Consider the following 25,928-nt stretch of genomic DNA (forward strand, 5'->3'; position numbering starts at 1 on the left):
CAAGATTTAAGGTGAGATTACTTGCTGAAGTGATAGAACCCTTGATAGTCGTGGCATTGGCTGTGATAGTCGTAGTGCCACCCGAATTGTTAATATCCCCATTGATGGTGGCGTTATGAGATGTGATAGTCATTGTGCCTTTTTGGTTGGTGATGTTGCCATCTTGCAGAGCGCCAGAATTGAGGGTGAGGGTGGTGGCAGTAGTGGTTTGTTCTGAATTTTGCGTGATACTACCCGAGTGGATAGCCCCATTGGATAGATTGAGGAAAACAGATGGCTTGCCTTTTAAATCACTATTGACCTTAATATCTTTAATATCAATATCCCCTTTCAAAAGGGAATTTCTCCCATCAAGATTCATCGTGAATTTCCCTGCTCGAATGAGGAGCTTGCCCTCAAACTCCGAGCCACTTTGTATATTGAGCGTGCTATCGATGCGATTGATTCCTACAACAGCTTGGTTGCTACCTGTGCCATTTTTGCCATAAAACCCTTGTGTCAAATCCGCATAAACCTTTGAGCCCGTTTGGAGCGTGATGGTCGTAGCACTCACGTTAACTGATTGCCCCACACCATCGGTCAGACCATTGCCAGCTAGGTTGATACCTTTATAATCACCACCAGTATTAGAAACACTACCTGAACCATCTTTATAAGTAACAGAATTTCGCATATCACCTATCGCCCCATTGCTAAATGTTACGTGCAACCCGCTAGAACCATCACTTTTGCCATTTCCCATCGCATTCATAATGCCCCCCTGCATTGCATAGCCTTTGGAGCTATTGCCACTAAAAGTAACATTGATTGCTTGATCTGGTCGGCTTCCTGCTCCATCTGTATTCATATCTACGATATCCCCATCTAGGGCGGAGTTGTTGAAATTCACATTGGCATTGGCGGTTGTTTTTTTGCTGGCGTCAGGATTTGATTTAAACCCAATATCCCCTTGCATATTTGCGCCATCATTGAAGTTAATCTCCGCACTGCCTTTGATAAATTGGAGTTTCCCTCTATAGGCATAGCCTACTCTATTCGGAGCAGCATCGCCGTTGTAGCCACCAGTGAAATTTAAAATGCTTGTATTGGTAGTATTATCAGCATTGAATTGGATACGGCAAAGTGTATTCGGACAAGCTGACTCATTCATATAAAGCAAAGAATTTTTAAAATCTATCCGAAATCCGCCCTCACCTACCAAGAGATTGTGCTTTTGATACACGACACTCCCCACTGCCTTTAAGACGATTTGTTCGCTACTTATATTTATCTGACCATTATCCAAAGCGCCTTCAGATGAGAGGAGATAGACATTTTTTTCCTGATGATATGTCAGCGTAACATCTTTTTTGTTACTATCAGCACCTACTTTACCACTCACGCTTGCACAAGAGACATTGCTGTTGATATCACAATCTGCCTCTTCCGCCCCATATGCCAATGTGCTCCCTAGCATAGAAGCGAGGATAATCGAAAATAATGGTTTGAAATGGGATTTTTTAGTTTTTAGAGATGATGAGATATTTTTTAAATCTTGTTGTAAGCCTTTAGATTTTATAAATAACGATGATTCTTTTGGTTTTTTAAAATCTTTAGTGGGTTGGAAACTTTGAGAGTTTTCAGACCCGTAGCGATGGGGGGATTTTTGAAGTTGTTGGGAAGTTTTTAAACCTCGAGTTTTTTGAGATTTTTGGGTAGGTGGCGAGTCAAGAGGGCTAGTTAAAGAGCTATTTAGGAGATCTTGCCCCCCCCCCCCGCAGTATTTCTGGGTGATGATTTTGGGTATTCATTACGTATTCCTTTTATAATCTGATTTTTGACTTAAAAAACGGGCATTCTATTGGAAAATTATCAAGATGGTATTAAGATTTTTTTAAGCCAGTCAAATGCTTTACTAAGATAATTTATTTTTGAATAAAATAAATATAAATACTAATTGAAATTTTTGGATTTAAAGGGTGAAAGAGGGAGTAAAAGCTCTCAAATCGTGCCTAAAATTGAAAAAAATATAAAAATAAGCTATGCTAGCACATCAAAATCCCTGAAAGTCAAGAACAAAAATGAAAAAAATCGCCTTTGAAAGCACTGCACCACTGAAAATTCTTCTTTTTCGCACCGATAGAATTGGCGATGTGGTCCTCACGCTCCCGTGCATACAAGCGCTCAAAACCACCTACCCCAACAGCTATATTTGTTTGGCACTCCAAAGCTACACCGCCCCGCTGGTGGAGAATAACCCATTTTTGGACGATATTATCTGCGTAGATAAATGTAGCCAAAAAGAATTCACCGCCCTTATCAAAGCAAAGCGATTTGATGTGAGTGTTTCGTTTTTTGCCTCAAAAATCGCTTGCTATGCGCCGTTTTTGGCAAAAATCCCCGTGCGTATCGGCCCACTTTCGAAGCTTCGGGCGTTGCTTTTTACCCACAAAATCCGCCAAAAACGCTCGCTTGGGGAGCAAAACGAAGCCCAATATAATCTCGATTTGCTCAAACTGCTCGGCTCTCAAACGACCTATTTTCCAAAAATCACCCTCACCGAAGAGGAAAAAAGCGCTGGCAAAGCGTATGTAAAAGCAAAATTTGGCACAAACACCAAGCCACTTTTTATCTTGCACCCCGGCAGTGGGGGGTCTTCAAAGGATTGGAGCGTGCCAAACTATTTCTTGCTCGCAGAAAAAATCCTCTCTAACCATCTCGGCAATGTCCTCATCACGGGTTCTGGGAGCGAACTAACCGGCTATGAAGCGATGTTGAGCGACTACCCATTGCTAAAGTCAAGCCATCTTTTGGATGGGCAAAAACCTTTGCGGGAGTTCCTTGGGATCATTGCTTGTGGCGATGTGTTTCTCTCTAATAGCACGGGACCCTTGCATTGTGCGAGCGCACTTGGGGTGAAGACTATTGGATTTTACCCACTGACTCAAGCGTGCAAACCGCAGAGATGGGGAGCATTTGCCCAAGATATGCACCGACACATCACGCTCACACCCCAAAAAGAAAGGCACGACCCCAAAACCTGCGGGGATGTGGCTTTTGAAGAATGTATGGCACTCATCAGTATAGAAGATGCCCTTGGGGCGATTGAAGCGTTGGCAGGATTGGAATAATTCGCTGTGAGAGCCTACGTTGATGGCAGTCAGGATCAAAATATCTTTATGTTTTTCATAAATCAAAGCAAATCGGGTTTGATGGCATTCTCGATATTGTCATTCAAGATTGCCTCTTCTATTTCTTCTGCACTATCATAAGCCTTAATCTTGCCTGCTTTATAGTCTGCTATCAATTGTTCATATTCTCTTTGCCTTTTGAATGGTCTTTTAGAACCGCTTGCAAATCGAGTAAAGCATAATGAAAACCTTAGAAACTTATTTCCAATACCCAAGCAACGCTTTGTGTATGAGAGGAGAGCCGTTAAAAAAAGATAACTGCTTATCTTTTTTAGGCTCGCACGGCGATGGTTCTATGCGACTTTTAGGAGCATACCATACGCCCAAACCTTTAAAAAAGCCAACTGCTTGGCTCTGGCTGGAAGCCTCGCACGCCGATGCGTATATGCAAAAGTATAGCGGACGGCTAGCCCCTTGTCCCCCTCAAGGGAAAAACAAAACTAGGGATTTTTTAATTCACCCTTTAGGTTTATCGTAGAAATAAAAAAACCTTAGAAACTTTGCCCGCCCATAGGCTTTGCCTTGCGTAGCGGTCTTCAGGTTTGTTTTTAACAAACCGAGTAAAAAATAATGTTTTTAGGCTTTCGCCTATTAGGAGGGGGCGGGTTCTACTTGCGAAGCGTCGCCCGCCCCCTTCCTAAGACCTTCCCCCACCCACTGCACGCCCCCTTAATGGGTCAGATGAAAGAGCGTAGCTGGATTTGGTTTGCTAGCGGATAGGATTTCTAAACTTTAGAAACTCTACCCGCCCGCCCCAAGTTGATAACATAGCACGGAACAACTTGGGTGGGTGGGTCAAAATCCTTTAGGAACGAAAACAGGCTTTGCCCGTTGGAGAGGTCTTCAGATTCAGTTTTGCAAACTGAATCGAGTAAAAAATAATGAAAACCGAGTAGAAAATAATTTTTTGAGGCTTTCGCCTATTAGGAGGGGGCGGGTTCTACTTGCAAAGCGTCTTAGCCGTATTGCCATACTTCTTACGAAGCATAAGGCAATCGGCGTGCGAGGCTAGCAAAGCCAAGCAGTTGGCTTTGCCTTTACGCCTCTCCCCCCTTCCTAAAACCTCTTTGGGTGGGCGGGTAAAAAACCCACTGCACGCCCCCTTAGCAGATAAGATGAAAAAGGGTAGCAGGCTGGGGTTGAAGATGGATAAGAATTGCAAACCTTAGAAACTGGGTTGATAACGAAACGAAGTGCCGTTATAACCCCATTCTTTAGGAATGGAAAGAGGCTTTGCCTCTTGGAATGGTCTTCAGGTTTGTTTTTTTAAAACAAACCGAGTAGAAAATAATAAAACATAACGCCAGCGGTCATTGTCAAGATTGAGACCCCTTATTCCTCTCATAAAGCTTCATATATTTGAAAAACGCCCCATCAGCATTGCAATAAGCGATGATAAAGCCCTTGTAGCCATACAAAAAGCCTTTCCTGAAAAAATAATCTTTCACAAACACCCACACAAATCGCCCCAACGCCCCAAAAACGCTCGCTTTCTTGCCGATACGGCTTTTTTCATCTGCCCACATACTGCTATAGCGGTGCAATTTCCCCAACAACATATCGATACTTTCAAAGGCATAATGCCTGATATGGGCGTTGAGCTTTTCTACACAGCAACCATCAGGGACGATCACGCTTTCGTGCACTTGGTTTTGATTGAATCTTGTTGCACCCCTATGAAACAGACGCTTTACATAGTCAGGATTCCACCCGCACGCCCTGATCCATTCGCCTTTGTAGAGATTCTTACGGCTAAATGCGTAGATACATTTGGGATCTAGCAGGAGCGTGGCTATGGCTTCACGGGCATTTTTTTCTAAAACTTCATCGGCATCGATACTTAAAATCCAATTATTTTTTGCATAATCTAATGCGAGATTTTTCAAAGGACCAAATCCAATAAACTCGTTTTCAAAAATTTTTACATTAGGGAAACTTCCAGCAATCGCTCGGGTGGAATCGGTGCTTTGATTATCAAGCAAAATGACTTCATCAAAATCACGCAATGCTTCCAAACATTCGCCCAAATGCGCCTGCGCGTTTTTCGCCAATATTGTTACAGAAATTTTGGAAAGATTTTCCATCTCTGCCATCATTTTTTTCCCTACTTTCGCATTCTTAACTTTTGAGAAATTATATATTAATAAATGCGATTAAATACGATTTTTTTGGTTAAAATTTTGAAATTCGCACCACCTAAGCAAACACAAAAAAGTAAAAAAGGCAACGATTGAAACAAAATCAGTTTTTATACAATCTCAAAGGCATTAGCTATCTGCTGTCCCCACGATGTTTAGGCAAATACGCATTAGATAAAAAGCTAAAAAAACTCCAAATTCTCGATGAGATCACCCGCCAAGCTATCGCAAAAAGGGTAAATTATTATTGTTCTTTTGCGCCTACTGCGACCCCTATCCCGCCAAATCCATCGCTTTTATCAATGCTCAAAAAAGGCTCGAGATATTTTTTTGATACCTATGAATACGCCCGATTTTTCCCCAAAGATTTGGCATATATTTTGGAGTATGGCGATGTGAATTATCAAGTCCCCATCCCCGCATTATGCAAATCTCGCCCTATTACCAACGCCCCAAGCAATAATGCCCTCTTGAAGCTCGATAAATTCAGGCATTTTCGATTTTTCAAACCTAGTGAGCTAAAAATCGCCTATGAGGACAAAAAAGATACGCTTATCTTTCGGGGGGCGTGTTACCAAGCCCATAGGCAAGATTTTATGCAAAAATATTTTAATCACCCGCTGTGCGACCTCGGGCACGTGGGGGCAAACAAACCAGAACTCCTCGCGTGGCAAAAGGAAAAAATCAGTATCGAAAAACATCTCCAACATAAATTTATCCTCTCCCTTGAGGGCAATGATGTCGCTAGCAACCTCAAATGGGTGATGAGTTCCAATTCAATCGCGGTGATGCCTAAGCCAAAATTTGAAACGTGGTTTATGGAGGGCAAGCTCATAGGCAATCATCACTATATCGAGATCAAGCCCGATTATAGCGATGTTCCCGAGAGACTAGAGTATTTTATCACCCACCCCAAAGAGGCAAAAGAGATTATTTTTCACGCCAATGCCTATGTCCAACCATTTTTGGATCAAAACACAGAGGAGCTCTTAAATATTCTTGTTTTGAGAAAATATTTTTATCTCACCGGGCAAATTGAAGTTAGCCTGATAGAAAAGGAAATATTTGAATGCAAGAAATAAACGTTTTGATGATCCAAAATACCGATAAGATTTTTGATGATATGTGGCTAGAAGATTGGCTAGAAAAGCAATCCCCCCACAAAGACAAAAGCTATATTTCAGGGGATTTTAAAGTCATTTTTAGCACACAATTTGAGCAAGCAGACTATTGCGTAATGCTCAATCGCCTCGATCAAAACAAAACCATTTGTGTTGGCAAGGACAATATTTTTGCCCTGCAACAAGAGCCCTATATCCCGAGTTCGCCCAAATACCATATCCCGTTTAAAAATGAATTTGCCATTCTGGAAAGGACTTATAAACATTGTCGCAAGGTCTTTGCCTTTGTGCCAGAATTGCTCCAAAAAGACCCGAAAAAAGAGCGTTATATCCCCCATCACCCGATGATGTATTGGATGCTTTATTCCAAAAACAAACCCCATTATGATGAGATTTTTCATCTTGCTTGCCCTACAAAAAATCGCATTATTTCTTGTATCGCCTCCCAGCACAAAGCGATGTTTCCCGGACATCGCGATCGCAGGGAATTTGTGCTGTGGCTGAAATCCCAGCCCATCGGTAAGGGGATTGATTTTTATGGGGCAGGCACGCCCAATGAACTAACCAACAAAGTCGATGGGCTTGCGCCGTATAAATATTCTATTGCGATCGAAAACTCTAGGACGTCCCATTATTTCACCGAAAAAATTATCGATTGTTTTTTGGCATACACAATGCCAATCTACTGCGGAGCGCCCAATATTGGGGAGTATTTCCCCGATGGTTCGTATGTATGTATCGATATTAATAAACCCTTGGAAGCGCTAAAAATCATTCAAGAAACCATCGCAAATAATCAATGGGAAAAAAATCTTGCTAATATCAAAAAAGCCCGTGAGCTTTGTTTGGTGAAATATAATTTTATCCATTCTATGGGTGAAATCATTATCAAGGATTTTCAAAAAAATGGCGCTCAACCGCTCCAAACGCTCACTATCAAGCGTTTTAGAAGGAGCTTCAAAGACAAAATCAAAAGAAATCTCTGGCGGATAAAAAATAAATTTAACGCATTTTTGAAGAGAAATGCCCCTTAAGAATAAAACAATCATAAAAATATTTAACCAGCCTTTCGCAACCTTTGGAGACACGACGGCTGATTTTGAAAATCAACGCACTTTCTATCGCCTCCCGATCGGCAATCATACTCTCTAAGGCGTGGGAATTTTCTCTGATAGGATGGGGGAAATAAACAACATTAGGGATATGATGTTTCCAGTAGCTATCCATATGACCATCGACTGGCTCGACCCAACTTTTGGCATAACGCAAAAATTTTTGCGCCCCCTTTGGGGTGAGATAATACCCCTGTGTCCCGCACGCCCAATGTTTGATGACCCCAAAATTTTCATCGATTTGACAAACATCGCCAGTATTGAGTTGCATTAATCGCACGTATTCAAAGCGATTTTTTGCGATGTTTTCGAGGGCGTCAAAAAAATTTGGCAAAATCTCAATATCATCTTCTAGCACGATGATAGGTTCATTGAGTTGCACGCATTTTTCCCACAGCAGAAAATGCGAAGCGAAACAACCCAGCTCGCCACCAGAAAGCGCTTTGCCGTGATAAATTTTTGTTCGCCATTTGCAATAATGCTTTTGAATGATGGATTTTTGAGGGGGGGGGGGGGCAGGATTGGCTATTTTGGTTTTTCTCAAACCCTCTGGCATTCTCTCTGCCACCCTCTCTGTCTTCCTCTCTCCCATCAACCGCATCGAAAATGCGGAATTCAAATGCTCGATTCTCCCCCAGCGAGGCGATCTGATTTAATATATTTTCACGCCTCACTAAGGCATTTTTGAGCGAAATGATAAATATTTTCATCGTTGTAAAACCTCCTTTTATCTAAAGCCTCTCATATCAAAAATGCCGATTCAAGATAAATTTATCATAAAAATATCTGGTTAATCTTTCATAGCGATAAATCATACCCGCACATTTGAAAAAAAGCCAATTTTTCATAGAGATTTTAATATACAAAGAAGAACCCCGATTGCCAATCGTGCTTTCTAAAGCGTGGGTATTTTGCCTGATGGGGCAAGGAGTGTAAATAACATTCAAAACGCCGTGTTTCCAATATCTGTCCATATAAAGATCCACCGGCTCGACCCATTTTTTGGCATAACGCAAAAACTTTTGCGCCCCCTTTGGGGTGAGATAATACCCCTGCGTGCCAAAGGCATAATGTTTTAGAAAACCAAAATGCTCATCAAGCTGGCACGATTTCGCCGTGCTTAATTGCATTAATCGCACATATTCAAAGCGATTTTTTGCGATGTGCGTGAGGGCGTCAAAAAAATTTGGCAAAATCTCTATATCATCTTCAAGCACGATAATGGATTCATTTATCTGCACGCATTTTTCCCATAGCAAATAGTGTGAGGCAAAGCAACCCAGCTCACCCGGAATCAATCCTCTAGTGCAATAAAGCTTTGCTAAAAATGCCCAATAATGCTTTTGAATGATGGATTTTTGCGAGGGGGGGGGGGGCAAGATTGGCTATTTTGGTTTTTGCCAAACCCCCTGGCATTCTCTCTGCTTTCCTCTCGCTCACCCTCTCTGCCATCGACCGCATCAAAAATATGAAATTCAAATGCTGGATTCTCCCCAAGCGAAGCGATTTGATTCAATATATTTTCACGCCTCGTTAAAGCATTTTTGAGCGAAATGATAAATATTTTCATCGTTACAAAACCTCCTTTTATTCAGAAACTCTGGTATGCCGATTGAGGACAAAGTTGTCATAAAAATATTTAACTAACTTTTGATAACGCTTGCGGATACCACGGGTGATCTTAAAAATCAAAGCACGCTTCATAGACCCCCGATCGGTAATGGTGCTCTGGGCTTCTTCGGTGGGGTTTTTGATAGGATAAGGCGTATAAATGACATTCAAAACGCCGTGTTTATAATACCTATCCATATAATCATCCACAGGCTCGACCCACTTTTTAGCATAAGCTAAAAACTTCTTTGCCCCCTTTGGAGCGAGATAATACCCCTGTGTTCCACACGCTGAATGCTTTAAAATCCCAAAATGCTCATCGATCTTCAAAACCTTACCGGCATTGAGTTGCATTAATCGCACGTATTCAAAGCGATTTTTTGCGATGGCAGTAAGGGCGTCAAAAAAATTTGGCAATATCTCTATATCATCTTCAAGCACCACGATGGATTCATTTATCTGCACGCATTTTTCCCATAGCAGAAAATGCGAAGCAAAGCAACCCAGCTCGCCATTAGAAAGACCTTTGCCACGATAAAATTTTGTTTGCAAACCGCAATAATGCTTTGAAATGATAGATTTTGAACGGGGGGGGGGGCAAGATTGGCTAGGCATTGGGTTTTTCTCAAACTCTCTGCCACCCTCTCTCCCATCGATCGCATCAAAAATATGAAATTCAAATGCTGGATTCTCCCCAAGCGAAGCGATTTGATTCAATATATTTTCACGCCTCACCAAAGCATTTTTGAGCGAAATAATAAATATTTTCATCGTTACAAAACCTCCTTTTGCTTAAAGCCTCTAGTATTAAAAACGCCAGCTGAGAACAAAGCTATCATAAAAATATTTAACTAGTTTTTGATAGCGCTTGCGAATCCCCCGAGAAGTTTTAAGAAGCAAATTTTTATTGAGCGTAGAATCCCGATCGCCAATTGTGCTTTCTAAAGCGTGGAAATTTTGTCTGATAGGATGAGGGAAATAAATAACATTATAGTTATGATGTTTCCAATATCTATCGACATAGTCATCTACAGGCTCGACCCATTTTTTGGCATAACGCAAAAACTTTTGCGCCCCCTTTGGGGTGAGATAATACCCCTGCGTGCCAAAGGCATAATGTTTTAGAAAACCAAAATGCTCATCAAGCTGGCACGATTTCGCCGTGCTTAATTGCATTAATCGCACATATTCAAAGCGATTTTTTGCGATGTGCGTGAGGGCGTCAAAAAAATTTGGCAAAATCTCTATATCATCTTCAAGCACGATAATGGATTCATTTATCTGCACGCATTTTTCCCATAGCAGAAAATGTGAGGCAAAGCAACCTAATTCGCAAGGAGACAATTCTCTTCCTCGATAAAGCTTTGCCAAAAATGCACAATAATACTTTGAAATGATGGTTTTTTGCGAGGGGGGGGGGCAATATTCGCTAGGCATTGGGTTTTTCTCAAACTCTCTGCCACCCTCTCTGTCTTCCTCTCTCCCATCGATCGCATCAAAAATATGAAATTCAAATGCTGGATTCTCCCCAAGCGAAGCGATTTGATTCAATATATTTTCACGCCTCGCTAAAGCATTTTTGAGCGAAATGATAAATATTCTCATACTCCAGAAGTCTCCTTTTTGCTAAAAACCAACGAAGCAAAAATAATCACTACCATCAAAAAATAATTCCCTTCTGAAAACGCACTCATCGGCTCACCCGTAGCCCCACCCACGATATAATAAAGCAAAATCCCCAGCATAGAAAGGCTCACAACCCCACACTGCAAAATCCCCCGCCAAAAGAAACTAGCAAGGCTCGCCCAAACCGCAAGCAAAGCCAATAAACCCAAGAAACCTTTTCTAGCGAGTGTATTGAGGATTTCACTATGATACCTACCATAGCAGTTGAGTTCATCGGGGTTGCGCAAAGATTTTGCTAAGGCATTGATTTCGTATTTTCTATCACAAATGCTTTTGGGGCTTAGCCCGATAATCGGTGAAAGCTTGATAATCACAATCGCTTCTTTCCACATCTCAAATCGCTGTCCCAAGCTTAGATCTTCAATTGCGTTATAATCCTTTTTTTCGTATTGATTGATGTCAGTGATGGCAAACTTGAAGCGATTGACAATAGAATCTTTGGCTTGAGGGATGGACATTATGGTAATACACAAAGCAAGCAAAAAATACATTGAATGCCTTAAAACACGCATTCGCCTTTGTTTCTCAAAATAAACAAAAAGCCCTACAATGAGCGCAAAACCTGCGCCAAATCCTATCATCACGCCTCTAGTCCCGCTAAAAATCATCACAAAACAAGCAAAAATAGTCGCCACTGCAAAAAAAATCTTTTCTTTCCACGATAGGGAAATGCAAAAATAGGCGAACGCACAAAGCGCCAAAACCGCCCCGACATTTCCAAATTCCGAAATGCCGATAAAACCATCAACCCTATCCATACCCAAAACAATGCCTTGATAAATCGCAATGACCCCATCGACAAAGCAAGCCACGCCGATAGCATAAAAAATCATTTTTTGGTTCAAATGCACCCGAAGCCCTACCATCAAAAGCAAAACAATCGCAGCAAGGACATAGCCTAATGGCTGATTAAAGATTTTTAATCCATAGCTTAGACTATCATTAAGCAACATATTCGGGATCGTGGTCAAGAAAAAAGCAAAAAACGCATAAATGATAAATTTGATTTGTTTGGGAATGCTACCCATCTGATGGGCAAAAGCCCAATAAGTGAGTAATAAAGCGAACATCAAAACCATAAAAATCTGATTAAATGATGTAACCGAAGAAAGTAAAAAAACCCCGCAGGCTAGAAATGTAATAATTTTTTCTAGCCTCTCCTTGTTGAACTCAAATCGCAATCAATTTCCTTATCTGTCTTTGATGCCGAGTTCGCCGATTAATTTGATATACCTTTGGTATTGGGTTTTTTTGAGGTATTTGAGGAGTTGTTTCCTTTGCCCTACGAGTTTCAAAAGCCCTAGCCTGCTGGAGTGATCTTTGGGATTTGCTTTCAGGTGCGCTGTAAGCTCGGCGATCCTTGTGCTTAAAATCGCAATCTGAACCTCTGAAGACCCCGTATCTTTTTCATTTCGTGCAAATTTTGCAATCAACTCTTGTTTTTTCGCCGTATCCAAAGCCATAGTGACCTCCTGAATGGTATTTAAAATTTAAAGCGGGTATCATACAGCAAAAAAACAAAATTTTACATTAAAGCAAGAGATTATATTGTAGAATCGCAAAAGAATTTTATCCAAAAAGGCATACGCACCCGTGGCTTCACAAAGACAAAAAAACGCCATCAAAAAAGTTATCCCGTTTTTTAGGCAACTTACTGAATCAAAAGATCTCACGGTTGTCGCTTTTGTCATTGCTATCCTTGCGATTATCATTGTCCCGCTCCCGCCGTTTTTGCTTGATTTTTTACTCACGATTTCGATCGCCTTATCGGTTTTGATTATCCTTATCGGGCTTTATATCACCAAACCGACGGATTTTTCGGCTTTCCCGACTTTGCTTCTCATCGTTACCCTCTACCGCCTCGCTCTCAATGTCGCCACCACTCGTATGATACTCACGGAGGGCTACAAAGGCCCGGAAGCTGTGAGCGACATCATTGCAGCATTTGGGGAATTTACCGTTGGGGGCAATTATGTCATCGGGAGTATTATTTTTACGATTTTGGTGCTGGTAAATCTCCTCGTCGTTACCAATGGCTCTACCCGTGTTACCGAAGTGCGCGCACGTTTTGCCCTTGATGCGATGCCGGGCAAACAAATGGCAATCGATGCCGATCTCAATTCCGGTCTCATCGACAATGAAGAAGCCAAAAATCGCCGTGCTGCCCTCACCCAAGAAGCCGATTTTTATGGTGCGATGGATGGGGCGAGCAAATTCGTCAAAGGCGATGCCATCGCTTCGATTATCATCACGCTTATCAATATCATCGGGGGATTTTTAGTAGGCGTATTCCAGAGGGATATGTCAATGGCTTATAGCGCTTCGACATTTACCATACTCACCATCGGTGATGGGCTTGTCGGGCAAATCCCCGCTCTCATCATCGCCACAGCCACAGGCATTGTCGCGACACGAACCACGCAAGGTGAAGAGGAAAATTTCGCTTCCAAGCTCATCACCCAGCTCACCAACAAAAGCAAAACGCTCATCATCGTGGGGGCAATCTTGCTGTTATTTGCCACAGTGCCGGGGTTGCCGACATTTTCGCTTGGCTTTGTGGGCTGTTTGTTTTTATTCATCGCTTGGCTCATATCCCGCCAAGATAAGGCAAATCTTTTTTCGATATTTGAAAAATGGCTCGGGCAAAAAATAGACATCGATCTATCCGCAAACGCCGAAAAATCCGCTCAAGAGGGTGCTTCAAGCTCGCATACCCCCGCAATCAAGCCACAAAAAAGCCCTGAAGAAATCAAAAAAGAAGAAGAAAAAGCCATCGATGAAGTCCTCAAAATCGAACTCCTCGAACTCGCACTTGGCTACCAGCTCATCGGGCTTGCAGACATCAAGCAAGGGGGCGATCTGCTTGAGAGGGTGCGGGGCATTCGCAAAAAGATCGCTAGCGATTATGGGTTTTTGATGCCTCAAATCCGCATAAGGGACAATCTCCAGCTTCCCCCCACGCATTATGAAATCAAGCTCAAAGGCATTGTCATCGGCGAGGGAAGCGTCCTGCCGGATAAATTCTTGGCGATGAATACCGGTTTTGTCGGCAAAGAAATCGAGGGTATCCCTACCAAAGAACCCGCATTTGGGATGGACGCCCTCTGGATTGAACCCAAAGACAAAGAAGAAGCCATCATTCAAGGCTACACGATCATTGATCCCTCGACCGTTATCGCTACGCATATGAGCGAGCTGGTAAAAAGCTATGCAGAAGAATTTATCACCAAAGATGAAGTAAAATCGCTGATGGATCGGCTCGCACAAGACTATCCTGCCATCATCGATGAAGCCAAAAAAGTCCCCACAGGTGTGATACGCTCCGTGCTTCAAGAGCTTCTACACGAGAAAATCCCCATCCGTGATATGCTGACTATCCTTGAGACTATCACTGATATTGCCCCGCTGGTGCAAAATGATGTCGCTATCATCACCGAACAAGTGCGTGCTAAGCTCTCACGGGTTATCACGAATATTTTTAAATCCGAAGATGGTAATCTCAAACTCCTAACCCTCGCAACGAGTGCCGAACAATATCTCCTTAGCAAGCTCAAAGAACAGCCCGGTGGCAGGACGCTCCTGCTTAATGCTAATGAAATGCAAAAACTCATTGAAACCATCAGCGAAGAATCGATGAAAGTCCTCCAAAAAGGCATTGCACCCGTGATTCTCATCGTAGATCCTGAGCTTAGACGCCCGCTAGCAAACAAAATGGAGCAATTCAAGCTTGATTTGGTCATCCTCAGCCACGCCGAACTTGACACTAACGCCAAATACGAAGTGCTAGGCAGTATCAATATTAATTTTAAGGAATAAAATGCAAGTCCATCATCTCTCCCATATCGATCTTGATGGCTATGGTTGCCAGCTGGTCTCCAAGCACTTTTTTAAAAATATCCGATTTTATAATGCCAACTACGGCAAAGAAGTGCTTGCACGGCTCAATGCTATCCTCAATGCCATCGAGCATTCCCCAGAGGCTCGGCTTGAGAGCAAATTTCATTGCAAAACGCCAGAAAAATATCTTATCCTCATCACCGATTTGAATCTCTCACCCGCAGAATCACGCTATCTCCAAGAAAGGGTCGATACAATGCGCCTAGGTGGCAAAGATATCCAAATCAGCCTACTAGACCACCATATCAGTGGGGAGGAATCTGCCAAACTCTTTCATTGGTATTATCTCGATATCCATCGTTGCGGGACAAAAATCACCTATGAAACCCTGCTCGAAATTTACCCGCTGATTTCTCAAGCCGACAAAGACTGGCTTTCCCCGATGGTGGAGATGATAAATTCTGTCGATATTTGGAAAGAAAATGGCTTTGGTTTTGAGTTTGGAAAAGTCGCAATGAGTATGATTGCAACTTCTAATGAACTCAATCGCTTTATGTTTGATGTCGAGCATAGGGACTATAAGCTCGATCTCCTCAAACGGGCAAAAGACTATCTTTCCAAAGAAAAAGGCGAGATTTTATTTGACAATGATGTCTTTAGGCTCAAAAAAATCGCCCTAGGGGGCGATCCCGACCTTGCTACGATGGATAATATCGCCTCAAATGCCCAAGTCAATCTCCTATCAAACAAAAAAGAACAATGTAGCCTAATTTGCGGGGATAAAAAAGGATTTTTGAGCTATTCGATGGGCGGGATTAGCGTGCTAGCGAATTTATTTTTGAGCAAAAATCCCGAATTTGATTTTTATATGGATGTCAATCCAAGGGGCAATGTAAGCCTACGGGCGAATGGCAAATGCGATGTGAGTGCGATGAGTAAGGAATTTTTTAACGGCGGGGGACACAAAAATGCCTCAGGAGGCAAAATCGAGGGCTTCAAAGAAAGCTTTTTGTATGAGGACATCAAGCACCAAGTCGAGCAGATTTTTCAAAACCCAACCCAAAAATAAAGCCCATTCCAAAGGCAAAACCATTCAAAAGGATAAACACGTGAAACAAAAAATTGACCCCATTGAACTTGAAGAACTCGCCTTAGAAATCATCGATATGCTCGGCGTTGCCTTGCATTTTGCCGGCGTGAAAGATGAAAATATCCCAACAGCCATCGATGCCTATCTTGAAGAAATCGATACGATTGATGATGAGCTACCTTATGGGCAAAAAGAAATGATCGCCCTCATCGAGCAACTCAAAATCAAAAAAAGCTTTTTGTTTCAGTAAGGCATTTTTCAGGCAGGCGTTAGTTCAAAAAGCGTTAGCTAAATGGCAGGCTACAATGCAGGAGAATGCGGGGCTGGTTTGAATAACGCAGGCTAGGGATTTATGCGATTTTTTTATAAAAAACACGTTATAATCAGGGCTTTGAACCTTAAATTTATCAAGGAATCTATAATGCAGGCAATGCAAAAAGCAACACAACAAATCCTAATGGGGGGGGGGGCATAAACGCCCGTTGTTGGCACTGATTGTGCCTTGTTATAACGAAGAAGATGGCATTATCCAAAGCCTCCAAACCCTCCAAGACAAGCTCGCCACCCTCAAAAACTCCCAAATCATCGCCCAAGAAAGCTTTATTATCTGCATTGATGATGGGAGTGAAGACAATAGTTTTTCTCTCCTGCAAGATTACACCAGCCAGACGCCCTATTGCACCATCATCAAGCTCACCAAAAACTATGGCGGGCAAAAAGCCCTGCTTGCAGGACTACAATACGCCAAAGGGCGGTGCGATTGTTGTATCAGCATTGATGCCGATCTCCAGCAAGATATTGAAAAATTTCCCGAATTTATCAAAAAATATAACGAAGGCGCACAAATTGTTCTTGGCATTCGCAATGATAGAAAAACCGATACGTTTTTCAAAAAAGCCTCCTCGCTAGGGTTTTACCGCCTAATGCAAATGCTTGGCACGCCTGCGATACCCAATCACTCCGAATACAGACTCTTGGGCTCAAAGGCTCTCGAAAAACTCGCAGCATTTCAAGAAAGCAATATCTTTTTGCGGGGTTTGATTTTTGAGCTTGGATTCAAAATCGATTATGTGTATTTTGATGTCAAACCCCGCACGATTGGGGCCTCAAAATACTCTCTTAGCAAGATGTTAAGCTTGGCAATCGATGGGATCACAAGCTTTAGCACCCGACCGCTGCATCTTATCAGCCTCATTGGGATGGTTGTTTTTTTGATGAGTTTTTTGCTCGGAATCTATAGCCTCTATACCACGCTTGTGTTGCAAAAAAGCATCCCCGGCTGGGCTTCGATTGCCTTGCCGTTGTATTTTTTGGGCGGGGTGCAACTCTTAGCACTAGGCGTGATTGGCGAATATATCGGCAAGATCTATGCTGAAACCAAGCACCGCCCCCGTTATCTCATCGAATCAATCACACAAAATGATTCGCCCCTAAAATCAAGCCCAACACATCAATCTAACAGGCATTTAGGGCGTGAAAACACAACAAAAAATCTCAAAAACACTTCAAAGGAATCCAATGCAATCTAAAACCAAATTTGCCTATCAAATCAACCCGCAAGATTCTTTACGAACCAACAAAAACAATTTTGGACTGCCACTTTATTTTTATGTCTATGAAGTGCACTAATTCCTTTGTCCTCTACCTTTTGGTCGGGGCGATCAACACGATTGTTGGCTTTGGGATTATTTTTATCTTGATGGCAATGGGTGTGAATATCGAGCTATCCAATCTACTCGGCTATGCGTGCGGTTTGGTATGTTCGTATCTCTTAAACAAAACCTTTACGTTCAAATCCAAAAACACCCACGCAAAAGACCTCACACGATTTCTTATCGCGATGGGGATCGCTTATAGCATTAATCTAGCGATTTTATCGCTGTCGTATCGATTTTTTGGTATCAATGCCTATGTCGCACAAGTGCTTGCTGGGATTTTTTATGTTATCGGGGGGTATTGTCTGAATCGATTCTGGGCATTTAAATCCTTATAATACAATTTGCAAAAAACATAGGAAAAATAAATGAAAAACACCCTCTTTTTTGCATTGTTAATTGCGTTTTTTCTCGCTGGCTGTGCGACGTATAATGTCGTCCCACAAAACATCGCCCGCTATGATAAGGGCATTGAAATCCTCGATTCCGCACAGCCAAACTCAAAAGTCCAACTAGAAATCTCCCAAAACAAGCTCGGCGGGCTTAGCAATCCCCCATTTGTGTTTTATCTGGGGGCGCAAATCCTAAAAGGTCCTGATATTTTGCTTGATACGAGCAACTTATCAGCTTCCCAAAATGGCAAAAATCTCGACATCCTCACCTACCCCCAAATCTTGGAATCTAATGAAGATTTCAGTGATGTTTTGCAAGATTTTGGTATCCCCACACCGCCAGCGCCCATCAGCAACACCAATATCATCACGCCATTGTTTTATTATGGGCGTGGGGGATTTTTGGCATACAATATGATGTTTTCACCCTTTATCATCAGTGATTTTAGCTCCCAACAAATGATGCAAGAACAAAGACAAGCCCGCAAGATAATGGCAGCGAATTATCTAAGAAAAACGACCCTTAGTGTCGATGGCAAAGCTAAAGGCGGATTTGTAGCCATCAGTCCCAAAAACATCAAAGCCGGCACAATGGTCTTGAAAGTGATTTTGGGCGATGAAGTCCATTATTTCCATATCAATATCGAAAAAAAATAAGCCATTAATTTGGCTTAGATTCGCACTTTCCAAAAATAATAAACGACTTTTATCAAGATAGTAAATATAACCCCCTCAAAAATCGCTGCGAGCAAAAACGCATAATAGGTATTTTGATCCATCGCACCGAGTTGCAAGCCTAAAGCTGCCGTTGCGACCAAAAATGTCAAAGGCATTGAATCACTCAAGGCAAACAAAACGGTGTTTTTCGCACTTTTGAAATAGCTCCTAAACGCAATCGTAGCCGAAAACAAACGCAATAAAATCATCCCAACTACGATCATCGCCCCGTGAAAAAACAAGCTTGGCGTATGAAAAACCAGCGATAAATCCAGCGTAGAACCCACGTGAATGAAAAACAATGGCACAAAAAAGCCAAACCCAATATCATTGAGTTTATGCACCAGCTCGTGCTTATATGGGAAAAATGTCGCTACAATCATCCCAGCCAAAAACGCCCCCAAAACAATCTCGAGGTGCAACCACATCACGATGACAATCAAGCCAAAAAACAACATCATACTGAAGCGAATATCTTGGTTGTTTTCGTCATTATAAGGCATAATAAAGAGCTTGAGATTAGGGAACCACCAAAACAAAATCTTGCCTATCTGGAACATCCCAATAATCACGAGCAAAAACGCCAGCAAAACCGCTAATGTCTTATAAAGCTCAAATGTCAGCCCATAGGAATAAGACCCATTGATAATAACCAAAACCGCAATACTCACCAGCTCCCCGATGATCCCGATTTTTAGCGCAAGATCTAGCCAAGGCATATTCTTGCCATAATCTTTGATCAACGCCATAATCATCCCAAGACTCATCACCGGAAACGCTGCAATATAGATAGGGGGAAGCTTCAAAATCAGCACCGCTGAGGTTGCCACCACATACAACACAACAAAATACACGCCGGCTTTTTTCAAAAAATCCTTGCCAAGCTGGCGGAATCCCCGCAAATCCACTTCCATACCGCACAAAAACATCAAGAACAAAAAGCCCACTTCAGCGACAACATCAAAACCCTCAGAATGTTTGAAAATCCCAAAATAATAGCCCAAAGCCCCAAGGATTATCTCGACAACAACGACAGGGATTTTGGTGATTTTGCTCACATATGGGGCGATCAAAATCAAAATCGCAATGATGGCAAAGGTAAATAAACTAGCCATTTTACACCGCCGAACTAAGGTTTAGAGCCTCTAAAATCGCTTGGGGATAGAGGGTATATTCGAGCTGGTGGATTCTGTTTTCAAAATCCTGCAAACTTTCTCCGGCGATTTTTGGGATAGCACGTTGGGTGATGATTTCCCCCCCATCAAGGATTTCATTGACCCAATGCACGCTCACGCCAGCTTCTTTGTCATCTGAAAGGTAAGTATCCTTGATAGCATTTGCCCCCTTGTGCTTGGGCAATAGCGAGGGGTGGATATTAATAGATGGGATGGTGTCTGTAAAAATAGGTGATAAAATCCGCATAAAGCCTGCTAATATCGTCAAATCAGGATGGTATTTTTGGATACACGCAACCAGGGCGCTTTCAAACGCTTCTTTGGTAGCAAATTCCTTATGGGACAAAATCTCACAAGCAATGCCTAAATCCTTGCAACGTTTGATACCATAGGCGTTGGGATTATTGGTGATACAAGCTGGAATGTTGATGATAATCTTTTCTTTTTGGAGCTCATTTTGAGGGTGGTTTTGGGATTGGTTTTGGGCAACCTCTTTTTGGGATTCGGTGTTGTTTTGCCCTGCCTCCCGCTCTTGCGTATGTTCCCGAGATTTTTGCCCCCATTCTTGAGACTGCAAAAATTCCTTATTATGCAGAGTTTGGATAATGTTTTGCATATTGCTTCCATTGCCACTAAAAAGAATCACTAAATTTATTTTTTTTAATTGTATTTTTTTCAATATTTGCCCCGATGATTTCTGCTTGCTAAGCGATTATGCAAGCTATTTTATCACAAAACACCTAAAGCTTTAAAACGATAATCCCCGCTTTTTCCCCCGCTTTTTTCCTCCAATCTCACCTCACTAATCACCATTGCTTTATCGATAGCCTTTAGCATATCATAAATCGTCAAAAGCCCGATACTCACGCTCATCAATGCCTCCATTTCTACGCCGGTTTTGCCTTGTGTCCTAACCTTTGATTTCAGCACAAAGGCATAGTTTTGGCTATCTTGCTCCACCTCAATATCCACACCGCTCAAAAATAACGGGTGGCACATCGGGATAAGTTCGCTTGTTTTTTTTGCTCCCATAATCGCAGCGATGATGGCGGTTTGAAGAACAGGACCTTTGTGCGCAGTGTTTGTGATGACAGCTTCATAGGCTTGGGCGCTCATCGTGATTTTGCCGGTGGCGATAGCGACCCTTTTTGTCTCATCTTTGGAGCTGACATCGACCATTGTAGGGTGGTTGTTTTCATTGATATGGGTGAGCTTCATTTGGTAAATCCTTTTTGCTTAGCATATCAAAAAATATTTTATCGGCTTCTTAGTTTAGGAAGAATAGATGCCTTTAAAAGGCATCTATAAAGAAAGTTCTACAAAAATTCTTAGGAGTGGCAGGAACAAAATTATCTTTTGTTCCATCTGATACATTTGGTCATATCAGATAATTTATTCTATCTAATAATATTTATTTAAGAATATTAATTTATAAATATTCTCACAAAAAAGCTTTTTGGTTACAATAGGTAACATTTTTTATACCAAAATTCCAAATCCCGCTTGGCATAGCATTTGAGTATATTTCCCAATATCTTTGAAATCCCCGCTACCTGTGTTAAAATGCCAGCACAATTCACAAAAAGGAGCTTCCAATATGTCAGATTTCTGCCTAGCCATTCCCGTAGCCAAAAAAGATATAGCAATACTTGGGCGTTGTATCGAATCTTTGATGGCTCATCTTTATATTGATAAAGATTTATCATTGAATAATTGCCCCCCCCCCCCAATATTCCTTTACATTTGACCCCGCACGCAATCAATATGTGATGGACCCAAAAGTCCTCAAAAATCTCCGTAAAATGGCTCGCTACCCCCAAAAGGCTGATACTTCAAACTCCAGAAAACTCCAATATAGCGATATTTATATCATCGCCCATCACGATTGCAAAAGCGAAATCGAAGCTATCAGCAAAGAAATCCATTTCATCGATGAAAACAAGGATTTTCCTGATTTAAACTATGATGTGATTTACAACCTAATGCAAAAATTCCATTTAAACCCCAAATCAACCGGCTGGTTTTTCCAGCAATTTCTCAAGCTCAGTTTTTGCGAGATTTGTCCCAAGGGGATTTATATGACTTTTGATGTCGATTCCTTGCTGATACGAGATCTTGTCATTGATCGTGTGTTTTTTAATGTCCTTCGTGGCAAGGTATCTAGGCACAATGCTTATATCGCCACAAATCAGGCTATTTTGGGGATGAGTAATTTCTATCGTATGGAATTTGTCAGTGAATTTATGATTTTCCAAACAGAGATCGTCAAAGAGCTGATTGCCCTGATGGCACAAAACCATCAAAGCTATTTTGAAAATATATTAGCTGTAATGGGGAGAGACCCTAAAACTTTTAGTTTTTCAGAGTTTGAAACTTACGCCAATTATTGCCTCATCAACAAAAAAGGTGGGTATTTTCTCAAGAGTATGGATATCAATAAATATGGCAAAAGATTTTTTGACTCTATCCCCGCGCTTGATTCGAACGAAATATCTGATTTTGCGAAATATTGCTATATTCTCGAATTTAATCACTGGTGTAAAATCTCTAAATATTCCAAGATAATGCAAAATAAATTCTTGAGAAAAGTTTTTGGCGTAAAAAATCTGGTTCGGGTTTATTACAAAACAGGAATGTGCGATAGAGATAGGCAAAGAGAGCTAAAACAAGCCCGACTTAAGCCTTCGGGCGAAAGATCTTGATATGGTTTTCATTGCCCTCAATATAACCCCCACCGATGAGATCAATACAATAAGGGATCGCAGGGAAAACCGCCTCTAGGCATTCTCGAATACTTTTTGGCTTGCCGGGGAGATTTACTATCAGGCTTTTTCCCCTAATACCTGCCGTCTGCCTGGAAAGTATCGCTGTAGGGACATATTTGAGGCTCACTTGGCGCATTAGCTCCCCAAAACCGGGTAATATCTTTTCACATACCGCACAAGTCGCCTCCGGGGTAACATCCCGCAAAGCCGGACCTGTCCCCCCGGTTGTAACCACAAGATCGCAGTTTTGCATATCGCAAAGCTCTCTGAGCGTGTCTTCGATCTGTTTTTGCTCGTCTTGGATCAAACGATAGACATATTCACACGGATTGTTAATATACTCGCTGATAACTTCTTTGATAGCCTCCCCGCTCAAATCCTCATAAATCCCCTCAAACGCTCTATCACTCGCCACTACAATGCCTATTTTGATTTTATCCACTCAAATTTCCTTTCCAAATTTATCAATCCACGCAAGCACATTTTGCGGGTCATTGAGATCCAATACAGCGATATGACTAGAGAGCACGCTCGCATTCCAAACGCTTTTATCCAAAGCAAACGCATCGCTAAAAGGGATATATGCCTCATCAATCGCCCCCCTAGCCACACAGATTCTAGGAAAAGGCAACTCTTTTAGCCCCTCAATGAAAATATAATCTTTATCACAAAATACCTCGCATAGCCACGCCATACTCTTGGTTTGATGGAACATCATTGTCGTTTTTGATGGCGAAAAGACACTGACATCGGCACCACTTTGAAAAAACCGGTGGCTATCCTTGCCCTCGCTATCAAATACGGCTTTATCTTTGGGATCGTGCTTAAAAACAGCGACTTCATAGGCGGGAACAAGAAGCCTGACAAGCTTTTCTATCAGCGTTGTTTTCCCGCTATTGCTCACTCCTGTGAATGCGACTATTTTTGGCATAAAATCCCGCTCCCAGGTAGTGCGTGGCTTCTCTCTTTAGCATAAAATCTTTGAGAACCTTTGATGTCATATTTCCAAATCGGGGCTTTGTGCTTAAAATCCTCGATAAATGTATCATACAACGCCAAAGCAGGCTTTCGCTGCGAAGACATCACCGCTGCCATATACGAACTCTCGCCATTGCTTACATCGCCCCGTGAATGCGCCATTTTCAAAAACACCCCTTGTGTGTTTGCACGCTTTTGCCAAGCCTGAAACCAGTTTTGAAAAAGTGGTTCATAAATATCAAAACTCAAGCCATCCATATTATTTTCATCCCGCACAACACCGACAAACAAGCAGAATGCACCAAAATTTTTTTCTCTAGCTTCCTTTTCCCAAGCAAGATAAATTGTTGCAGTAGGCAATGCCCCCGTATAAATCTCAAGCATATTCACCCGCCACAAACAGGAGGTAGCACAACAATTTTATCCCCATCATTTAGCGGTGTATCCACATCTTCGATCAGCACATCATTGATGGCTATCGCACTCATCGGTAGCCACTTGGCAACACTCGGGATTTCTTGGAGCTTGATTTTGAGTTCAGAAAGATTGCTCACATCAAATACCATCTCTTGCTCGCCAATAGGTCCGAGAAACTCCACACTTACCATATCCACTCCTTATAAAAAATATTTAAAAAGCAAAATATCCACTTCACTGCCTTTTTTCAAATCCATCCCATTCTCCTGCAAAATAACCAATGCACTCTCCCCGCACAGATTATTCACAACCGAGCTTTGCAAAACCCGCTTGGAAGAAAAAGAAACCTCATAATGCCCATCGCTCACTGCCAAATCACACACACGAAATTCCATTCGGGAATCTGTGCGTGCAATGTCTTCTTTCAAGATGGCTTTCAAAAATCTATGCTCGAAGCGTTTGCCAAACATTTTGGCAAAAATCAACCTACCAAAAAGATAAAACGTCAAAGCGGCTGAATTGGGAAATCCCGGCAAGGCAAGCAAATGTTTTTTTTGATTCCCACCATCATAACTCCCATAGGCAACGGGCTTTCCGGGCTTCATTCTCACGCCTTTGAATGCGACATCACAGATTTCAAAAATCGCTTCTTGAGTAAAATCATAATCCCCCATACTCATCCCGCCAGTGGTAAGCAATATATCGCAATCCAAAAATGCTTCACGCATCATCTCTATAATTTTTTGCTTATCATCAGGCATTATGGGATAGAGTATTGCCTCCCCGCCGAGTGAGGTTACCATCGCTTTTAAGAGGTGATTATTCACACTCCGCACGCAATTTTTAGCGCTTGTTTCCTCGCCCACTTCGATTATCTCAGCACCCCCGCTCAAAATACCCACTCGTGGCTTTCTAAAAACCTTTACAAAAACCTGATTCAAATCTGCTAAAAGCCCGATTTCATAAGGACCGATATTAGTGCCTTTTTGCAAAAGAATATCGCCTTTAGCGTAGTTTTCACCCGCCTGCCTGACCCAATCACCCTTTTTGGGTAAGGGGGCTTTGGGGTTCAAAACCACCCTGCCATCTTGGCAAATCACAGATTCAACAAGCACGAGCGTATCGCTATTTTGTGGCATTTTCGAGCCGGTAAATGTCTTGATGGCTGCTTGAGATTCCAAAGCAATTTCACCCTCTTGCCCGGCGGGATTATCTCCCTGCAAAATCAAGCCCTCTTTTGCCAGCACGCCGATATCTTCGTGCCTAAAAGCATAGCCATCCATCCCAGAGGTAGCAAATCGTGGCATATCATCTTTTGCGATAATATCCTCGGCTAACACCCTCCCTAATGCGTCGCTAAAAATAATCTTTTCTTTGCCAATGGGCGCGATGGCACTCTCTTGAAGGATCCTAATAGCGTCCTTAAAACTGATGTTTTTTTGTATCAAAGCAAATGCCCGAGTTTGGATTTTTTGGTCGCCAAATATTTTTCATTATAACAATTGCTTGGCACGATGATACTATCCCTGATGACTTCTGCGTATTGCCCCATTGCAGTTATCTTGCGGGGATTATTGGTGAGTAGGCGAATTTTTTTGATACCATAATATTCCAAAATATCTCCCACAATCGCATAATCCCGATTATCACTTTTAAAACCCAGTGCTTCATTGGCTTCGACGGTGTCATAGCCCTTATCCTGCAGGGCATAGGCATTGACTTTGTTAAACAATCCTATCCCTCTGCCCTCCTGACGCAAATAGATCAACATCCCGCCTTGCCCCTCTTTGGCACTTTGGGCGATTTTTTCCATCGCCAAAGCGAGTTCCCCGCCACAATCGCATTTTTGTGAGCCAAAAACATCGCCTGTGAGGCATTCTGAATGCACCCGCACGAGCGGGATTTCTGCTAAAGGATCGCTCCAAACGACCAAATGTTCCACAGGGCATTGGCAACCATTTTCAGGACGCAATTCCCGAAAACACTGGATAAAAAAATCCCCAAAACGTGTGGGGAGTTTCGCCCGATTTGATACTTCAAAATTTTTCAAAAATATCCTTTTAA

The 25,928-nt window shown here is 42.1% G+C and carries 29 protein-coding genes; 10 read left to right on the plus strand and 19 right to left on the minus strand.

All coding sequences use genetic code 11. From position 1 onward, the window contains the following. On the minus strand, nucleotides 1–1,441 hold a 1,441-nt coding region (locus BJI48_RS03900), incomplete at its 3' end, for a hypothetical protein (protein ID WP_143428766.1). Between the two features lie 619 nt (nucleotides 1,442–2,060). Here BJI48_RS03900 and BJI48_RS03905 point away from each other — a divergent pair. Next, nucleotides 2,061–3,110 carry a glycosyltransferase family 9 protein gene (locus BJI48_RS03905; RefSeq protein WP_095332130.1) on the plus strand — a complete coding sequence of 350 codons (1,050 nt, stop codon included), beginning with the start codon at nucleotides 2,061–2,063 and terminating at the stop codon, nucleotides 3,108–3,110. A gap of 1,376 nt (nucleotides 3,111–4,486) precedes the next feature. Here BJI48_RS03905 and BJI48_RS03915 read toward each other — a convergent pair. Then, a complete protein-coding gene (locus tag BJI48_RS03915; RefSeq protein WP_257874376.1) occupies nucleotides 4,487–5,266 on the minus strand; it encodes a glycosyltransferase family 2 protein in 780 nt (259 codons plus the stop codon). Nucleotides 5,267–5,400: 134 nt separating this feature from the next. Here BJI48_RS03915 and BJI48_RS03920 point away from each other — a divergent pair, with 134 nt between their 5' ends. Together BJI48_RS03920 and BJI48_RS03925 are read left to right on the plus strand one after the other, a co-directional pair. Then, nucleotides 5,401–6,390, plus strand: coding sequence for a glycosyl transferase family 90 (locus tag BJI48_RS03920; protein ID WP_095332134.1), 990 nt, complete (start codon nucleotides 5,401–5,403; stop codon nucleotides 6,388–6,390). Further along, nucleotides 6,378–7,463: a glycosyltransferase family 10 gene (locus BJI48_RS03925; RefSeq protein WP_095332136.1), complete on the plus strand. Its 1,086-nt coding sequence runs from the start codon at nucleotides 6,378–6,380 to the stop codon at nucleotides 7,461–7,463. Before BJI48_RS03920 ends, BJI48_RS03925 begins: the two co-directional genes overlap by 13 nt. Here the strand turns inward: BJI48_RS03925 and BJI48_RS03930 are convergent. From BJI48_RS03930 to rpsO, 7 genes are all read right to left on the minus strand, one after another. Beyond that, nucleotides 7,432–8,160 (minus strand): glycosyltransferase family 25 protein, encoded by a 729-nt coding sequence (locus BJI48_RS03930; RefSeq protein ID WP_257874377.1) that lies wholly within the window; start codon nucleotides 8,158–8,160, stop codon nucleotides 7,432–7,434. The two genes, BJI48_RS03925 and BJI48_RS03930, sit on opposite strands and share 32 nt — an antisense overlap. 127 nt (nucleotides 8,161–8,287) lie before the next feature. Beyond that, complete coding sequence (locus BJI48_RS03940; protein WP_180763039.1) at nucleotides 8,288–8,920, minus strand: glycosyltransferase family 25 protein; 633 nt, start codon at nucleotides 8,918–8,920, stop codon at nucleotides 8,288–8,290. Beyond that, a complete protein-coding gene (locus BJI48_RS03945) occupies nucleotides 8,863–9,111 on the minus strand; it encodes a glycosyltransferase family 25 protein (RefSeq protein ID WP_095332144.1) in 249 nt (82 codons plus the stop codon). The genes BJI48_RS03940 and BJI48_RS03945 overlap by 58 nt, the downstream gene beginning before the upstream one ends. A 17-nt stretch (nucleotides 9,112–9,128) precedes the next feature. Continuing rightward, nucleotides 9,129–9,923, minus strand: coding sequence for a glycosyltransferase family 25 protein (locus tag BJI48_RS03950; protein ID WP_095332146.1), 795 nt, complete (start codon nucleotides 9,921–9,923; stop codon nucleotides 9,129–9,131). Between the two features lie 36 nt (nucleotides 9,924–9,959). Then, on the minus strand, nucleotides 9,960–10,757 hold the full coding sequence (locus BJI48_RS03955) for a glycosyltransferase family 25 protein (protein ID WP_095332148.1): 798 nt from the start codon (nucleotides 10,755–10,757) through the stop codon (nucleotides 9,960–9,962). Further along, a complete protein-coding gene (locus BJI48_RS03960; protein WP_095332150.1) occupies nucleotides 10,754–12,019 on the minus strand; it encodes an O-antigen ligase family protein in 1,266 nt (421 codons plus the stop codon). Before BJI48_RS03960 ends, BJI48_RS03955 begins: the two co-directional genes overlap by 4 nt. A gap of 9 nt (nucleotides 12,020–12,028) precedes the next feature. Next, on the minus strand, nucleotides 12,029–12,301 hold the full coding sequence (gene rpsO, locus BJI48_RS03965) for a 30S ribosomal protein S15 (protein WP_095332152.1): 273 nt from the start codon (nucleotides 12,299–12,301) through the stop codon (nucleotides 12,029–12,031). A gap of 130 nt (nucleotides 12,302–12,431) precedes the next feature. Between rpsO and flhA the strand changes: the two genes are divergently transcribed. The 6 genes from flhA (at nucleotide 12,432) to BJI48_RS03995 (ending at nucleotide 18,469) form a co-directional block, all read left to right on the plus strand. After that, complete coding sequence (flhA, locus tag BJI48_RS03970; RefSeq protein WP_095332154.1) at nucleotides 12,432–14,654, plus strand: flagellar biosynthesis protein FlhA; 2,223 nt, start codon at nucleotides 12,432–12,434, stop codon at nucleotides 14,652–14,654. Nucleotide 14,655: 1 nt separating this feature from the next. Beyond that, nucleotides 14,656–15,744, plus strand: coding sequence for a 3',5'-cyclic-nucleotide phosphodiesterase (locus BJI48_RS03975; protein WP_095332156.1), 1,089 nt, complete (start codon nucleotides 14,656–14,658; stop codon nucleotides 15,742–15,744). A gap of 40 nt (nucleotides 15,745–15,784) precedes the next feature. Then, nucleotides 15,785–16,015 (plus strand): hypothetical protein, encoded by a 231-nt coding sequence (locus BJI48_RS03980; RefSeq protein ID WP_095332158.1) that lies wholly within the window; start codon nucleotides 15,785–15,787, stop codon nucleotides 16,013–16,015. Between the two features lie 247 nt (nucleotides 16,016–16,262). Beyond that, entirely contained in the window at nucleotides 16,263–17,294 is a 1,032-nt protein-coding gene (locus tag BJI48_RS03985; RefSeq protein ID WP_180763040.1) for a glycosyltransferase family 2 protein, read from the plus strand. Between the two features lie 86 nt (nucleotides 17,295–17,380). Next, complete coding sequence (locus BJI48_RS03990; RefSeq protein WP_257874379.1) at nucleotides 17,381–17,758, plus strand: GtrA family protein; 378 nt, start codon at nucleotides 17,381–17,383, stop codon at nucleotides 17,756–17,758. Nucleotides 17,759–17,788: 30 nt separating this feature from the next. Next, the gene (locus BJI48_RS03995) at nucleotides 17,789–18,469 is read left to right on the plus strand and encodes a hypothetical protein (protein ID WP_095332164.1); all 681 of its coding nucleotides are present in this window, start codon (nucleotides 17,789–17,791) and stop codon (nucleotides 18,467–18,469) included. Nucleotides 18,470–18,483: 14 nt separating this feature from the next. On the opposite strand, the gene BJI48_RS04000 is transcribed toward BJI48_RS03995, so the two are convergent. From BJI48_RS04000 to BJI48_RS04015, 4 genes are all read right to left on the minus strand, one after another. After that, a complete protein-coding gene (locus BJI48_RS04000) occupies nucleotides 18,484–19,644 on the minus strand; it encodes a cation:proton antiporter (protein ID WP_095332166.1) in 1,161 nt (386 codons plus the stop codon). A gap of 1 nt (nucleotide 19,645) precedes the next feature. Further along, nucleotides 19,646–20,320 carry a phosphoribosylglycinamide formyltransferase gene (gene purN, locus BJI48_RS04005; RefSeq protein ID WP_095332168.1) on the minus strand — a complete coding sequence of 225 codons (675 nt, stop codon included), beginning with the start codon at nucleotides 20,318–20,320 and terminating at the stop codon, nucleotides 19,646–19,648. 113 nt (nucleotides 20,321–20,433) lie between these two features. Further along, nucleotides 20,434–20,922, minus strand: a complete 489-nt coding sequence (moaC, locus tag BJI48_RS04010; RefSeq protein WP_095332170.1) for a cyclic pyranopterin monophosphate synthase MoaC — start codon at nucleotides 20,920–20,922, stop codon at nucleotides 20,434–20,436. Between the two features lie 242 nt (nucleotides 20,923–21,164). Continuing rightward, nucleotides 21,165–21,410 carry a hypothetical protein gene (locus tag BJI48_RS04015; protein WP_143428767.1) on the minus strand — a complete coding sequence of 82 codons (246 nt, stop codon included), beginning with the start codon at nucleotides 21,408–21,410 and terminating at the stop codon, nucleotides 21,165–21,167. 63 nt (nucleotides 21,411–21,473) lie between these two features. On the opposite strand from BJI48_RS04015, the gene BJI48_RS04020 reads away from it, so the two are divergent. Further along, nucleotides 21,474–22,406, plus strand: a complete 933-nt coding sequence (locus tag BJI48_RS04020) for a DUF6492 family protein (protein ID WP_143428768.1) — start codon at nucleotides 21,474–21,476, stop codon at nucleotides 22,404–22,406. On the opposite strand, the gene mog is transcribed toward BJI48_RS04020, so the two are convergent. From mog to ribA, 6 genes are read right to left on the minus strand one after another with little or no spacing between them, the layout of a single operon-like run. Further along, nucleotides 22,381–22,911, minus strand: coding sequence for a molybdopterin adenylyltransferase (gene mog, locus BJI48_RS04025; protein ID WP_095332176.1), 531 nt, complete (start codon nucleotides 22,909–22,911; stop codon nucleotides 22,381–22,383). The genes BJI48_RS04020 and mog overlap by 26 nt on opposite strands. Beyond that, complete coding sequence (mobB, locus tag BJI48_RS04030) at nucleotides 22,912–23,400, minus strand: molybdopterin-guanine dinucleotide biosynthesis protein B (RefSeq protein WP_095332178.1); 489 nt, start codon at nucleotides 23,398–23,400, stop codon at nucleotides 22,912–22,914. It lies immediately after the preceding gene. Next, nucleotides 23,388–23,831 carry a molybdenum cofactor biosynthesis protein MoaE gene (locus tag BJI48_RS04035; protein WP_095332180.1) on the minus strand — a complete coding sequence of 148 codons (444 nt, stop codon included), beginning with the start codon at nucleotides 23,829–23,831 and terminating at the stop codon, nucleotides 23,388–23,390. Before BJI48_RS04035 ends, mobB begins: the two co-directional genes overlap by 13 nt. Before the next feature lie 2 nt (nucleotides 23,832–23,833). Continuing rightward, nucleotides 23,834–24,055 (minus strand): MoaD/ThiS family protein, encoded by a 222-nt coding sequence (locus BJI48_RS04040; protein WP_095332182.1) that lies wholly within the window; start codon nucleotides 24,053–24,055, stop codon nucleotides 23,834–23,836. 9 nt (nucleotides 24,056–24,064) lie between these two features. Continuing rightward, complete coding sequence (locus BJI48_RS04045) at nucleotides 24,065–25,312, minus strand: molybdopterin molybdotransferase MoeA (RefSeq protein WP_095332184.1); 1,248 nt, start codon at nucleotides 25,310–25,312, stop codon at nucleotides 24,065–24,067. Continuing rightward, nucleotides 25,309–25,914 (minus strand): GTP cyclohydrolase II, encoded by a 606-nt coding sequence (gene ribA / locus BJI48_RS04050; RefSeq protein WP_095332186.1) that lies wholly within the window; start codon nucleotides 25,912–25,914, stop codon nucleotides 25,309–25,311. The genes BJI48_RS04045 and ribA overlap by 4 nt, the downstream gene beginning before the upstream one ends. Nucleotides 25,915–25,928: the final 14 nt, after the last annotated feature.

This window comes from Helicobacter sp. 11S02596-1 (assembly GCF_002272825.1).
GTDB lineage: Bacteria > Campylobacterota > Campylobacteria > Campylobacterales > Helicobacteraceae > Helicobacter_J.